The 12198-nt window shown below is 47.3% G+C and carries 16 protein-coding genes; 6 read left to right on the forward strand and 10 right to left on the reverse strand.

What is annotated here, in order from left to right; genetic code table 11:
• Positions 1-168: 168 nt before the first annotated feature.
• Positions 169-828 (reverse strand): GerMN domain-containing protein, encoded by a 660-nt coding sequence (locus IQ260_RS18620; protein WP_193994604.1) that lies wholly within the window; start codon positions 826-828, stop codon positions 169-171.
• Between the two features lie 275 nt (positions 829-1103).
• On the opposite strand from IQ260_RS18620, the gene IQ260_RS18625 reads away from it, so the two are divergent.
• Together IQ260_RS18625 and IQ260_RS18630 are read left to right on the forward strand one after the other, a co-directional pair.
• The gene (locus IQ260_RS18625; RefSeq protein WP_193994605.1) at positions 1104-2639 is read left to right on the forward strand and encodes a phytoene desaturase family protein; all 1536 of its coding nucleotides are present in this window, start codon (positions 1104-1106) and stop codon (positions 2637-2639) included.
• Positions 2640-2643: 4 nt separating this feature from the next.
• Positions 2644-3912, forward strand: coding sequence for an FAD-dependent oxidoreductase (locus IQ260_RS18630; protein ID WP_193994606.1), 1269 nt, complete (start codon positions 2644-2646; stop codon positions 3910-3912).
• Here IQ260_RS18630 and IQ260_RS18635 read toward each other — a convergent pair.
• The 6 genes from IQ260_RS18635 to IQ260_RS18660 are packed head-to-tail and all read right to left on the reverse strand — an operon-like array spanning position 3839 to position 7975.
• Positions 3839-4507 carry a hypothetical protein gene (locus IQ260_RS18635; protein ID WP_193994607.1) on the reverse strand — a complete coding sequence of 223 codons (669 nt, stop codon included), beginning with the start codon at positions 4505-4507 and terminating at the stop codon, positions 3839-3841. The genes IQ260_RS18630 and IQ260_RS18635 overlap by 74 nt on opposite strands.
• Positions 4500-5045: a hypothetical protein gene (locus IQ260_RS18640; RefSeq protein ID WP_193994608.1), complete on the reverse strand. Its 546-nt coding sequence runs from the start codon at positions 5043-5045 to the stop codon at positions 4500-4502. Before IQ260_RS18640 ends, IQ260_RS18635 begins: the two co-directional genes overlap by 8 nt.
• 15 nt (positions 5046-5060) lie before the next feature.
• The gene (locus IQ260_RS18645) at positions 5061-5666 is read right to left on the reverse strand and encodes a plasmid pRiA4b ORF-3 family protein (RefSeq protein WP_193994609.1); all 606 of its coding nucleotides are present in this window, start codon (positions 5664-5666) and stop codon (positions 5061-5063) included.
• A 51-nt stretch (positions 5667-5717) separates the two neighbouring features.
• Complete coding sequence (locus IQ260_RS18650) at positions 5718-7232, reverse strand: Uma2 family endonuclease (protein ID WP_193994610.1); 1515 nt, start codon at positions 7230-7232, stop codon at positions 5718-5720.
• Entirely contained in the window at positions 7233-7571 is a 339-nt protein-coding gene (locus IQ260_RS18655) for a XisI protein (RefSeq protein WP_193994611.1), read from the reverse strand. It lies immediately after the preceding gene.
• Positions 7559-7975: a XisH family protein gene (locus IQ260_RS18660; protein WP_193994612.1), complete on the reverse strand. Its 417-nt coding sequence runs from the start codon at positions 7973-7975 to the stop codon at positions 7559-7561. Before IQ260_RS18660 ends, IQ260_RS18655 begins: the two co-directional genes overlap by 13 nt.
• 776 nt (positions 7976-8751) lie before the next feature.
• On the opposite strand from IQ260_RS18660, the gene IQ260_RS18665 reads away from it, so the two are divergent.
• Positions 8752-9048: a hypothetical protein gene (locus tag IQ260_RS18665; protein ID WP_193994613.1), complete on the forward strand. Its 297-nt coding sequence runs from the start codon at positions 8752-8754 to the stop codon at positions 9046-9048.
• Between the two features lie 63 nt (positions 9049-9111).
• Here IQ260_RS18665 and IQ260_RS18670 read toward each other — a convergent pair whose 3' ends face one another.
• The 3 genes from IQ260_RS18670 to IQ260_RS18680 all read right to left on the reverse strand — a co-directional run bounded on the left by IQ260_RS18670 (position 9112) and on the right by IQ260_RS18680 (position 10218).
• Entirely contained in the window at positions 9112-9294 is a 183-nt protein-coding gene (locus tag IQ260_RS18670) for a hypothetical protein (protein WP_193994614.1), read from the reverse strand.
• Positions 9295-9392: 98 nt separating this feature from the next.
• The gene (locus tag IQ260_RS18675; protein WP_228016249.1) at positions 9393-9779 is read right to left on the reverse strand and encodes a hypothetical protein; all 387 of its coding nucleotides are present in this window, start codon (positions 9777-9779) and stop codon (positions 9393-9395) included.
• On the reverse strand, positions 9736-10218 hold the full coding sequence (locus IQ260_RS18680) for a hypothetical protein (RefSeq protein WP_193994616.1): 483 nt from the start codon (positions 10216-10218) through the stop codon (positions 9736-9738). Before IQ260_RS18680 ends, IQ260_RS18675 begins: the two co-directional genes overlap by 44 nt.
• A gap of 202 nt (positions 10219-10420) precedes the next feature.
• Here IQ260_RS18680 and IQ260_RS18685 point away from each other — a divergent pair, with 202 nt between their 5' ends.
• From IQ260_RS18685 to IQ260_RS18695, 3 genes are all read left to right on the forward strand, one after another.
• Positions 10421-10699: an HU family DNA-binding protein gene (locus IQ260_RS18685; protein ID WP_193994617.1), complete on the forward strand. Its 279-nt coding sequence runs from the start codon at positions 10421-10423 to the stop codon at positions 10697-10699.
• Positions 10700-10805: 106 nt separating this feature from the next.
• Positions 10806-11432 (forward strand): hypothetical protein, encoded by a 627-nt coding sequence (locus IQ260_RS18690; protein ID WP_193994618.1) that lies wholly within the window; start codon positions 10806-10808, stop codon positions 11430-11432.
• Positions 11433-11499: 67 nt separating this feature from the next.
• The coding region (locus IQ260_RS18695) for a tyrosine-type recombinase/integrase (RefSeq protein WP_193994619.1) at positions 11500-12198 on the forward strand (699 nt) is incomplete at its 3' end.

The following is a 12198-nucleotide window of genomic DNA, read 5'->3' on the forward strand; positions in this document are numbered from 1 at the left end:
TATTTTCTCTCTGCTTTATCTGAGCGGCAACAGCGCATTCTGCAGTTGTTGAAGGCTTCGGATGATATCTACCTCTCACTCACCGGATAATTTAGGCAACCCTTCCTAAATTTAAGCGAACCGTGAGCTAGCTCGTTAACAGTCATCACATGTTCTCCTGTAATTTTCTCAAAAACCTTGAAAATCTTTAGCGAAGGTCTCACGGGTAACAGGCTGATCTAAAACAAGCCCCTCACCTCCTAAAGGATATGTGTCACTAATCATGTGACCTCCCACTGAAAGATAGACTGCGGCATCGGGGTCTAGGCTAGTTGAGGTATAAATGACCTGAGCCACCCGATAAATCATTGAGCTAGAGCCCCCACCCCCAGCAAACTCTTGGGAAAGATCAATATAAATTCCCCTGTCGTTCATACTCAAACTCATGAGCTGTGTTCCTTTAGGAATAGCCGTAAACGCATTGTCTATTTTGACTGAGCCCACAAGCAGAGTTTCTAGAGCAGTGGTTAACCTCTCTTCTGGAGATGATTGAGTATCCAATGCCAGTGGTTGAGGTATCAGCGTTTCTTGCTGATTTACAACGTTGACCCAGTAGGCCTGAGGTTGCACCGTTAGGACGGCACTCAGCTCTGGTGGTAGCGATGATTTTAGCGTTGCGATCGCATCAGATAATTCAAAACTTTGAACCGGTATCACATCCTCTGGAGGATACGACTGTTGAGACGTCCACCAATACCCCCAACCAGCGGCAGCACCCAAGATAATGGCCACTAGATACATTTCCAGTGTTCGCAAATTAAAAGGAGGCAGTGTCTTTTGTTCGTTCATAGCTTTCTCCAGAAAACACTCTTCTTGAATCCAGCCAAGACAACCATCGCCGAAACAAAGAGCTTAGACTTCACTAAGCATGGTTCCAGCCCAGCTTTTGCCTTCAGACTAACTCGACAGTTTGAGGATGTTGTGTAGATTCAACGGCTACGCAACAATCGTCTCTAGATTCCGCCGGGGGTACTCCATGGCTCAGTCAAGAAAACCCATGACCTCATAAGTTCCTCACACTTGAACACTAGGGTTACAAATATCCAGCGTTGAGGGGAGAATCTATGGCAGCAGATTACTTAATCGTAGGTAGCGGTCTATCTGCCCTTGTGTTTGGCGCACTCATGGCCAATACTGGCAAACACGTCCAAATCCTGGAATCCCATGAGTACCCCGGTGGCTTTGGTCATACGTTTACCATGGCCAATAAATACACCTTTAACGCCCAGCTTCATTACGTCTGGGACTGTGGTGAAGGGAATACGGTTCACCGGGTATTAAAACAGCTAGGTCTAGAGCAGGAAATTACCTTCGAACGCTACGATCCCGAGGGGTTTGACCACATGAGAATGCCTGGCCATAGCCTCAATATTCCCTCAGATGCGGCAACGCTGGTACAGCGACTTACGCAGCAGTTTCCTGACCATCAGCCCTCAATCCAGAAGTTTATCGACGAAGTGCAAACCGTGCGGGCTGGGCTCAAAATCCTGTCTCCCCCGGTACAGCCCATAGAGCTGTTGCAACTAGGCAAGGTAGCAACAACGGTTCGCTATGTGCGCAGTACGCTACAGGACGTTTTCGACAAATTTAAGCTGCCCCTAGCAGCCCAAACTCTGCTGGCCCTGCAATGGCCAGATTTTCTACTGCCGCCCAACCAGCTGTCTTTTTATGCCTGGACAATTCTATTTACCGCGTATCAAGAAGGCGCATTTTATCCCACCCAACATTTTGAGGCGGTGATTAATGCCCTGGTCAAGGTGATCAATGACAACGGTGGAAAGGTTCTATGCGACCAAGAGGTGGTGAACTTTTTGGTCACTAATAACACAGTTAATGGCGTACAGGCGATTGATCGCCATACCCACATTACCCATGACTTCACGGCTGACACGGTTATCTGCAACATGGACCCGAAAAAAGCTGCCAAAATGATTGGTATAGAAACGTTTTCAAAAGCAATCCAGAAGAAACTGGACTATGACTACTCCCCTTCAAATTTTATGGCCTACTGTGTGGTCAAGGACCTGGACTTACGAGACTACGGCTTTGGCAAGTGGAATACATTTCATACGGAGGAATCCAATCTCAATGAAGCCTTTGAACGAATGTATGTATATAACGATTTCTCTAAACCCAGTTTTGCCATCACCACACCCACACTATTGACAGATACGAAGCGAGATTGCCCTGAAGACTGTCAGATTATCGAGTTTCTCACCGTAGCAAATTATGACTATTTTCAGAGTTTACTACAGCAAGACCGCAAACTCTACACCCAGAAAAAAGAAGAAATCCTCAACCAAATTCTCGATATTGTCGAAGACAAGTACGTACCCAATATCAGAGACCATCTAGTCTTCAAGATTACGGGCAGCCCCACCACCAATGAAAGATTTTGTAATTGCCCCAGCGGCAATTCCTATGGATCGAGCCTGACACCCAAAAACATGGGCCCAGGACGGCTAGATCACCGGAGTTCCTTGAAAAACTTCTACTTCTGTAATGCCTCTTCAGGTTATCCAGGGTTTGCACCCACGTTTTGGACGGGAGCATTACTTTATCAGCGACTGTCGGGCGATGTCATTTTAGGCAAAGGCTAAGACCATGAAAATTGCAATTATTGGCGGCGGTGCCAGTGGCATGGTGACCGCCTATCTATTAGATCAACAAGGACATCATGTTACGGTCTTTGAAAAACAGCCCATGTTGGGAGGACACATACGTACCCTCAACAAAAACGTCAGACCTAACCATTTAGATTGTGAGCAGGTCCTAGAAAATGGAGTACTGGAGTTTCCGTCAGCCTTTCATAATTTCTTGGCCCTAATGAAAAGGCTCAACGTTGAACTAGAACCGGTTGATATTGGCTCCGGTTTATTTTTTCCAGATGGTCATCATATTCTCTCAGGAACCATGATCCGCCGAAATTTCACGGGTCTAAAGAGGTTTTTAGAATATCTGCGGTTAGATACCTTATACGCCCGTTCCGCTGGCTTTTGGGTACGTATGCAGTTTCCCAAAATTCAAGACTTTTATGATCAGTCTATAGGCCAGCATTTGGGGCAAGATTGTGAACGTAATGCTTGGCTGAAACTATTGACCATGTACAGCTATTCCACACCCTATGAACTCATTGAAAATTTTCCAGCAGAGCTAGCCATTCCAGCCCTGCGTCAATATATTTTTGTTAAATGGTTCAGAATTCAGGGGGGTGTTTATTCCTACATTGAGAAAATTTTAGAACAGTTTAGGGGAAGAATTGTTCTAAATGCCATCGTAAAAAATATCACAAGAACATCAGATGGTATCACCTTAGAGTTCTCAGAGAATCAACAATCCTTTGAAAAGGTAGTATTCGCAACACCCCCCGATCAGGTTATAAAGCTATTGGCCGATCCCACCCCAGCCGAAACAAGGCGATTCGAACGTTGGCAACCAAACTATGCACGGACATTTCTCCATGCAGACACATCCATGTATAAACCCTACGGCATTGCTCAACCTTCAGAATTTGACTTTTTCAAAACCGCTCAAGGCTGGGGATACAATGCTTTCCTGAATCAGCTTTGTGACATCAAATCAGGCCAATGTTACAGCCTCGCCTTTAATATGGCAAGCTTGATTGATAAGAACAAAATCATTCACATCCAAGAACATCACACCCCGCTTTATACAACTGAGTCGTTTCATTATCGCGATCAGATTCTAGAAACCAATGGCGAAAACAATACATATTACGCAGGGGCTTATCTCGGCGATGGGTTACACGAGGGAGCTGTTACTTCAGCTATGCAAGTCGCTAAATTGATTCAGTCGCCAAATTTAGCCAAACCGCCTCAACATCATAAAAACTACCTCGCTGCTCCAACCTAAATCCACCCAACAGTGCTGCAATCCAAACCTCTATGAGAGGCATCTGCAATTGCTCCTGCAGATCAAGCAATCGTAGGGGGAACAGTCCTTGCACTGAAGTAATGGCTGCAATCCAAGCAGACAAATCTTCAGCATGAGACACCGACAATGCTTTTGCCTTTGCCTCCTCCATCGTCAACTCATCCACCAACGATAAGACTGCTTCCTTATCCACCTCACCCACAATAGAGTCATTATCCGCTATATCGTCTTGCCCATTAGCAGAACGAGTCCCTGACCGCTGTACCAATTCCGAAAAATCTATCTCTTGAGTCTGCCGCGTTAGTCCCCGCAACCAGTCCCCATCGATCACTGGCCCATCACTATTGTTGGCATCCTGCCAGTCGTCCCACAACACCTCGGACTTCGCCTCACAAATTTCCGCCAGCCGAGCCAATACCTCCCCACCCATTCGCAGCTGCTCCCGCCACGGTAGTTCCGTCATCACCACTTCAAACTGCTGCCACAGCTCCAGAATATTGGCCTCTTCCGGCATATCCGCCGCATCCTCAAAGGCACCGCCCAGATCCAGCTTTAGCTGACGTACATTAACCATCTACTACTCCGCCAGATTCAAAACTCTCTTTCAAGGGGCAATCCTTGAGGGGACACTCAATGGGTTCTAATCGAATCTCATTGGAAAAGTGGGTAATGCCAAAGCGTTCTTTCAAATATGGCATTACTTTCTGCTCCATGTAGCGCTCCAGCTGACGCTTACGATATCCGGCGCAGTGGATGGGTTTTACTTCGAGTACTTTTTGGTCATTTTGGATGACTGAGGCTGCGATCGCATGCACCGGTGCATCTTTCCGCTTCTCCCGCCAAATATACAAATTCGCATAGGGAATTGACGTCTCAGCCACCGCTAGCGAGACTGTTTCGGCACGACTATCAGACTGATTCTGAGCTACCTGCTGTCGATAGTTCGTCCGCCGTTTTTCATTCTGCTCACGCCGGTTGCGATAGTGAGACCGCCTCCTGTGACATCGCCTCTCGTTCCAGCAGCTATCGCCCTGGACCCCGTGTAACTGCCGCGCCTTTTCAGCACTCAACTGAGCGCAAGCGATACATTTTGGATCGGCACGTCTTGGCATAGGAACACCTGCCCCTTACAGCTCAACACTTAGACGCTTCCAGTCAGGAATACGCTTGAGTTCACGATTCACTTCATCCAGGTCAACGTCTTCCGGATCAAACGCTCCCCCAACCCACTCCAACATTTCTTCATGTTCAGAATTTTGCGGGTCCTGGATGACGTCCAAGAAGTTTTCATAGCCCCAAATCCCCCCACAATCTTCAGGCGGACAGGCCCGCTTAGCCTTAATACAGACAGGATAGTCAACCTCAGGATCGGCCTTCAGCACCTTTTCAACTAAAATCTCGTGTTCCCACGAATCGCCAAAATCATAGAGGTAGAAAAACTTAAACTTCTCACCCGGAATCAGCTTCCCCAGCCTGACTTTGCTTTCGTCTTTTAATCCCAGATCGTCAAAGCCCAACTCAGGCATCGGGACGCCGTATTCCACCCCCTGAATCGTGAAGGAATGCAAATGAGAATTCGTCCACCCCATTGAGATTTGAGCGACATAGTGTAGATGCTCTAAATGTTCGCTGGCACGTACCTGCACGCGCCGCCAGATGGGCGGACGAACATCTCGGAGGGTAATCTTGAGCTGATAAACGGTGGAAAAATAAGGGGGCTTCCGGGCAGTCATCAGTGTTCTCTAACCTCGTATTACTGTGATAGACCAAATCTGGGACACTGCTCAAATATCAGGCTCTACCCACTGAAATGTCATCCGTTCCTGAGGACGAGGACCGTACCCATGCCACCCCCCCTCTAGGACCTGCATCTGTTCAGAAATCTCCTGCCACTCTCCGGGCTTTGCACGCACCGCTTCGGTCAGCTCAAACGGCAGCTTCTGGGGCAACGTCTGCCAGAACTGCCACAGCTTAAAGTTTTCCGGTACATCCCAGATCACTAAATGAATCTGCGACCACCGATTAAGCGGCCTATCCTCAACCAGCGCACCGATAACACCAACACCACCGATACCATGCTCGGCCTTAAGCCCGGCAGCAACGTCTCTAGCCTGCTGCCACCAGATTTCGCGACGTTGAGAGTCCGTTTGCTGATATCGGGCTACCTGCCGTAGAGATCGCACCCACTCATAGCCTGCAACTAGCTTCACCGTCTCAACCAGACCCAGACTCATCAGCGCCATTGCGATCGCGTTTCGAGTCCCCGTTTCCCCACCCAGTAGCGGAAACGGTGGCCCCTCCAGCTTTGTCTCCGGACACCACGACACAAATTGTTCGACACTAATAGATTGAGCTGTTAAGCTAACTATCGGGCGAAATGGCACCGTACCGTAGCCCAATTCCATTCCCGGCATCTGCTCTATCGTCCACTGGCTTGGTTGTTCTTCAGCAGTCATAGCCGGCAGCGTCTGAGTGTAAGGCAAAACATCTTGCTCGTACCCCAGCCAAAAGATCTCTGGACTAAAGCTCATGAACTCCAAACCTCTGTAGCAACCGTCAGAGTCCAGCTGACCAGGCTGATAACCCTCGGGTGTCCACCGCCAAAACTGAAACTGTTTCTCAACCGGGTCAACCGTCCAGTAGTGGGCTACCTGAGCCTGTTCATACATCACTCGGCGCACTTTCTCATCCACCTCGCGCTGCTCAGGTAACACAATCTCTATGACAAGATGGGCCGGGATCTCAACATAGTAATCATGGAAAATATCCTGCGACAGCTGCTGGACAGTTAGCATCAGCAGGTCAGGCGTTAGCATATCCCGACCCAGCTGCATGCCGTAGTTTGGTCCCGAGCATTTGCCCAATTTGGCACGGCTAACCGCAGACCTAAGCACAGCCTGTAGATGCTCGCGCACCCACCGATGCTGACCCGCATACTTAGACCCCAGCGGCTGGTTTGGAGAGTTACGATAATCCTCAGATAGCGGCAACGAGTCAGCCCAGACCAGCCAGTCTGTTTCACTCTTGCAATCTAGATCGTGGGCCCGTCGTAGCGCGTCCCACCACTGGTCAAGGGGAGCAAATGAGATCGCCGCATCCACCCCCCAGCCTAATAGCGCTTCTTTTAGCAACCATCGAGTACCCTCTAGCGTCCCCCCAACTAAAAACTGACCATTGACTAGCTCAAAGCGAGTCTCAGGCCACTGACAAAACTGAAGATCGATCTCCTGCGACGCGCAATGGAACTGTAGCTGCTGCTTTGCTGACGGCTTATTTGGCTTGTTGAAGGAAGACATCATTTAGATTGTTGCAGAATATTCCGTATATTGCCTCACCTCAGGGGCCTGAAAACCAAGCACGATGCTTTCTTTTTCGATTCCACGATTCACTAGTTCCTGAGCTACTTTCATCTCCGTCATATTTTGCTGAATCCAAATCTTGTCATCCTTAATATCAAGATGTAAAACACAGCCATAGACACGACGATGCCCATCCCACCCCACGTTCATTACCTGATAATGATCCTGCTGAATATCAAAAACCGTGTAGCATTCAATCTCGCCATTAGCGATTGGAACAGTTGCATAATCAGCTAACAATGATTGAATAACATTCCGACAAGCCTCTAGGGTATCCATTGCACAATTACCTCTTGAGTAGAATCATAGATAACTTGTTTGATCTGATATCGCTCTAATGAAATCTGTGCGAACTCACGTTTGAAGAAAGCTTCATAGGCAGTCACTGGCAAGGCTAGGTAGAGAACACGTGTTGGATCACTCATCTCCAGAGCCAGCCGATAATTCAAAAACTGCCCCAGTGCTGCATGATAATCCGTCAGCGGCGAATCACTTAAAAAGGTCTTAATTTCAACCGCTATTTTTTCTGTTCCTCTTTCTGCAGCTAATAGCTGTTCAGCCCCTAAATCAATTTCAAACTTTGTGCCACCAACTTCCAATCGCAGTGGGTCATCCGTAACTACCCACTGCTCTTTTTCAAGGGCAATCTTAACCGCACTATGAAATCGATCTTTGGCTGCCATCGCCTACTTGATTGGAATTACCCACCATCATAAATCAGCAATCAGCCAACCACCATATCAAGCATGGGGCGAAACGCTCTGACTTCAAGGGCTATGATAGCTCAAATTTAGCAGAATATTTTTAGTGTTATTTTTAGTGTAAGTCAAATAAGATTATTTATCTGACATAGACTTCCAGCCCCCTAGACCTTGATCGAGGAATTGGGTGGTTCAGAGTATGGATTCGTTCAAATAACCGGAGTAATCGCTGCTGACTAGGGATATTTTGTCTGTTTATTAGTACATTTCTGCGGCTTGCTAAAAATTAAAGGCCATAAGGCTATACAAGCGATGTAGCCTTATGGCCCATTTTCGTTAGCGTCGGGGTTGCAGGATCAAACACTACGACCAAGGTCATTTAGACGCTCGGTATTTTCAATCACTTGAGGTGCTAGACGCTCCGTCATTTGAAGCAAGCGTGCAATGGTCGTTTCGTTTTGGGTTTGACATTCGATTAAGGGTTGAGATCGCAGTCGTGTTCGCCTCTTACTGCTCAGCAATACGTTCTAACGTCGCTTGTAGCTCTTCACTCATACCAATTGACTTTCAACGACCTAGACTACTGATCAAGTATATAACCAGCTCTTAGGTTTCTTCCCCTTTTGTAAAAAACCATACGGCACATCACAGCGATAAGGAAATTGTAGATACAACTACTGCCATGATGGGCATAACCCACCTGCACTTAACCTTCAGCCTATAGTATTCGGAAGTCATAGAGTCTGAAAACTGGCGATATGGAAACCACAAAGGTCACAATCAGTTTAAATATTCAGCCGAACAGTAAGTTCATTGCTCGTAATGAGAAAATTGTTAGGGAGATGGTGGAACTCCTTTATTTTTCCGAGCTGGGACTTAGAAAAGAGGATATTGGCGGCTGGATCTATCAACTTACGTTCAAGCACACCGATGAAGACGATCTGAAACGTCAATTTAGTGCACTCCTGGATAACATTTGGTCCACTGCTGATGGCTATTACTGCATTGTTGAAAGCGACGTCGATGAAGGTCCAGACTATCTACTGTTCTGCTAGTAATTAGCTTGGCGAATTAACTTATTTTCAAGAGGAGCAGATTACAGACTTATACATCACTACTCAGGTCACTGAGAGGTTGATATTTTCGAGCCCTTGTGGGGCTAGATGTTCCGTTATTTGAAGTAGCCGTGTAATAGTCGCTTCGTTCTGGGTTTGACGCTCAATTAGGGTTGAAAGCGCATTCCTATTTGCCTCCTGTTGTTCAGCAATACGTTCTAACGTCGTTTGCAGCTGTTCGCTCATACCAGCTTTTCTCCAGAATCTATCGCTTATAAAAAACCCTGGCAATAGCCAGGGCTAAGCATCAAGTTAGTAGCTTAGACGGAACTATTTCTAATAGATTACCAAGGTAACCACTTACGGGTTTGTTTGGCTTGCTGACGTGTAACGCCTACAATGCGGTCGTTTACTTCCTCTTGAGTCTCACCTCCAAGGGTACCGATCAGGCGTTCAAGCTCGTTAGCTGTTATCGACTCGTTAACCATGTAGGCTTCCTGAGCTGGTTGGGGTAGCGTGTCACGTCGGCCTGGTTTACCACCAGTCCCCCTGTAGAGTTCTTCAACGTTACAGCCGAATAGTTCGTCAGTCTCGGCTGCGATCACATCTGGATACACGTCACCAGCTCCGCCATTATCCTTAATGGATTTGGTGAAACGCTTAAAGACAATTGCTCCAGTTACCCGCTCACGCGGCGGTATTAGTTCCTGCGAGTTGCCGGATAGATCCAACTGAGAGGCTGAGCCCTCGATGTTGTCCTTCTCTTCCCGCCAAAAGTTCAAAAAAGCCATTGCGACTTGTTTCCTGTTGTTCGTCAGCAGTGAAATCGGTCGATGTGAAAATCTGTTCTAGCCCTGTTTTAATAAGTTCCAGACCGTCTGAATATTGCAGGAACTCATCTAAAATCTCGTAGCGGAACTCATAATCCCAACGGTCTGGAGTGAAATTAAAGTTCTCGGTAATTAACATCCAGGCGTCTAAACAGTTCCGATGTAGATAGATTGCTTGGAGACGTGCCAACGCCTTCACCCAGGTCTTCTTATATCGACGATCACCAAAACTTTTAATTTCGGCTACGTAGCTCTGCGGCACTGCAACAAGCTCGCCTCGGAAGCTATTTAGCTTGCTCCAGATTTTCCAAACTCGTTGTTTCAGCGCCTGCATTTTCATCGGTTATACCGTTATGACAGCCGTAGATACATTTGAACTATGGTAATGATAGCGCCACTAATCAATGATGTCTACTAGATATTAAGCAACCCATCAAAACCTATCTATAGGGTACCGAACCTGACTTTCTTCAGAAAATAAGTGCTTGTGTCTCACTTAGAGCTGTGATAAAACAAGAGCCTGTTTTTTAAGCTGGTTTGCTATGAACAAAGGTGAATTGATTGACGCGGTCGCAACCTCCACTGACCTTTCTAAAAATGTCATCGACAATATCGTGTCAGCCACCATTGAGACTGTCATGGATACCGTTGCAGATGGCGAAAAAGTAACATTGATCGGCTTTGGTAGTTTCGAGCCACGGGACCGCAAGGCACGGGATGGGCGTAACCCGAAAACGGGTGAAGTGATCAAGATTCCGGCGACGACGATTCCTGCCTTTTCTGCAGGTAAGGGCTTTAAGGATCGGGTGAAAAACGCATAGCTTGGTTAAGACCTAACGATTCATTACTTTGGGTGCTCAATGGGGGCACCCATCTTTCAGACTTAGTTCTAGCTAAATAGTTTTAGTAGATAGCTAGAATAAAGCTATGGCTCGAAAGTACTGCCCATTTAGTTTCTCCTGTGAAACTGTTACTCAAACACCGGGATTGGTAGCGTCTCAATGTCCCAACTTAGGGGCATGTTCAGAGCTGGCCAAATTGGATGGAAATAATGAAACAGTTCAACTTCAAGTAGCGGCAGCTGAATCTCAAGGGTCTACAGCGGTGTCAGTGTCGGCTAGCTCGGCTGCGACATTGATGCTGCGACAGCGAGGGTGTCCTCAGGATATGGAATCTCTAGGGCTTAGGGCACTGATGGAAGCACTGCAAGCGTCTATGGCTGAGTTGGAAACGCAGATGACTCAGTTTGAAGAAAGCTACGGCGGACAATATATTGCTCCAGAGGGAACAGAAGTACATGCCTATGCAGTAAAGCGGCCCTATGGCACCTATTGGTATAACAAGCTGGCAGCTCATCGGGAAATGTTTCAGCCTCAGACACAGCAGCGATTAGTGCGTCACATTCATTTGGGGAAGACGGGAGAATCGCGACATACTGTCGCCCAAGCGGGAATTGAGCGACGGAACCAGTTGACTAAGGTACGTACTCAACTGATAGCGGCAGCAACAGCCTTGGAGAATGCAATTGATATCCTACAAACGCCTATCCTCTAAAATTCATTCAGCTGTAAAACGTCTCGAAAACAAACTTGATACTCTAGCACCAATGTCACAGTGACCCATGGCTAAACCTGATCCACAACCGACGTTTATTGAGTTCCAAGATGGACAGTCGAAGGCGAAAAATCCTGTTGCTCCTGAGGTAACTCGTGAACCGGATTGGGTGGATCGGTTTCTAGAAGATCGGGAGTTACGACCGAGGACGAAGAAAACCTATACGCGACAGCTGCGTCAGTTTCAGCGGTGGTTAGCTAGGAAAGGATGGCCTGAGGTTACAGAACAGGATTTAACCCGATACAAAACGCACCTCAAAACGACGACCAAAGCCAACACGTTAGATCAGCCATTATCTCCTGCCAGTATCAATCAGGCGTTGGCGACAATTCAGAGTTTTTTCAAGTGGCTGACGGTGAAGCGGTTGATTCAATACAACCCAGCGTTGAGTCTGGAAAAGGTAATGGAGGCTCCTGCGCAGGTGAAAGATTTGGAGGTGTCGATCATTCAGTCTTTGGAAGAGGTTTTGACGTTTCGGGGAGAAACCTACGAACGGGATCGAGCTATTTTTGAGTTACTGAAGCATGGCTTGCGGGCGAATGAGGTGGCGGCAAGAAATGTGGGTGATTATGACAATCGGTCTATCTCGATTCAGGGGGCAAAGTGGGGGAGTGATGGCATTGTGCCGTTATCGGCCCAGGCGTGTGATGCATTGGATAGTTATTTAGGTTGGTGTTTCAACCAGGGGTTTGATACAAGCCTGGAG

Origin of the sequence: Leptolyngbya cf. ectocarpi LEGE 11479, from assembly GCF_015207065.1 — a bacterium.
Classification (GTDB): Bacteria; Cyanobacteriota; Cyanobacteriia; order Phormidesmidales; family Phormidesmidaceae; genus Leptothoe; species Leptothoe ectocarpi.

What these genes read in the sequence shown, in the direction of transcription:
- IQ260_RS18665 (WP_193994613.1), top strand. Translation starts at nt 8,752, where the DNA reads ATGGAAACCACAAAGGTCACAATCAGTTTAAATATTCAGCCGAACAGT.
- IQ260_RS18660 (WP_193994612.1), bottom strand. Translation starts at nt 7,975, where the DNA reads ATGGCAGCCAAAGATCGATTTCATAGTGCGGTTAAGATTGCCCTTGAA.
- IQ260_RS18690 (WP_193994618.1), top strand. Translation starts at nt 10,806, where the DNA reads ATGGCTCGAAAGTACTGCCCATTTAGTTTCTCCTGTGAAACTGTTACT.
- IQ260_RS18645 (WP_193994609.1), bottom strand. Translation starts at nt 5,666, where the DNA reads ATGACTGCCCGGAAGCCCCCTTATTTTTCCACCGTTTATCAGCTCAAG.
- IQ260_RS18630 (WP_193994606.1), top strand. Translation starts at nt 2,644, where the DNA reads ATGAAAATTGCAATTATTGGCGGCGGTGCCAGTGGCATGGTGACCGCC.
- IQ260_RS18650 (WP_193994610.1), bottom strand. Translation starts at nt 7,232, where the DNA reads ATGATGTCTTCCTTCAACAAGCCAAATAAGCCGTCAGCAAAGCAGCAG.
- IQ260_RS18635 (WP_193994607.1), bottom strand. Translation starts at nt 4,507, where the DNA reads ATGGTTAATGTACGTCAGCTAAAGCTGGATCTGGGCGGTGCCTTTGAG.
- IQ260_RS18670 (WP_193994614.1), bottom strand. Translation starts at nt 9,294, where the DNA reads ATGAGCGAACAGCTGCAAACGACGTTAGAACGTATTGCTGAACAACAG.
- IQ260_RS18640 (WP_193994608.1), bottom strand. Translation starts at nt 5,045, where the DNA reads ATGCCAAGACGTGCCGATCCAAAATGTATCGCTTGCGCTCAGTTGAGT.
- IQ260_RS18625 (WP_193994605.1), top strand. Translation starts at nt 1,104, where the DNA reads ATGGCAGCAGATTACTTAATCGTAGGTAGCGGTCTATCTGCCCTTGTG.
- IQ260_RS18655 (WP_193994611.1), bottom strand. Translation starts at nt 7,571, where the DNA reads ATGGATACCCTAGAGGCTTGTCGGAATGTTATTCAATCATTGTTAGCT.
- IQ260_RS18620 (WP_193994604.1), bottom strand. Translation starts at nt 828, where the DNA reads ATGAACGAACAAAAGACACTGCCTCCTTTTAATTTGCGAACACTGGAA.
- IQ260_RS18680 (WP_193994616.1), bottom strand. Translation starts at nt 10,218, where the DNA reads ATGAAAATGCAGGCGCTGAAACAACGAGTTTGGAAAATCTGGAGCAAG.
- IQ260_RS18685 (WP_193994617.1), top strand. Translation starts at nt 10,421, where the DNA reads ATGAACAAAGGTGAATTGATTGACGCGGTCGCAACCTCCACTGACCTT.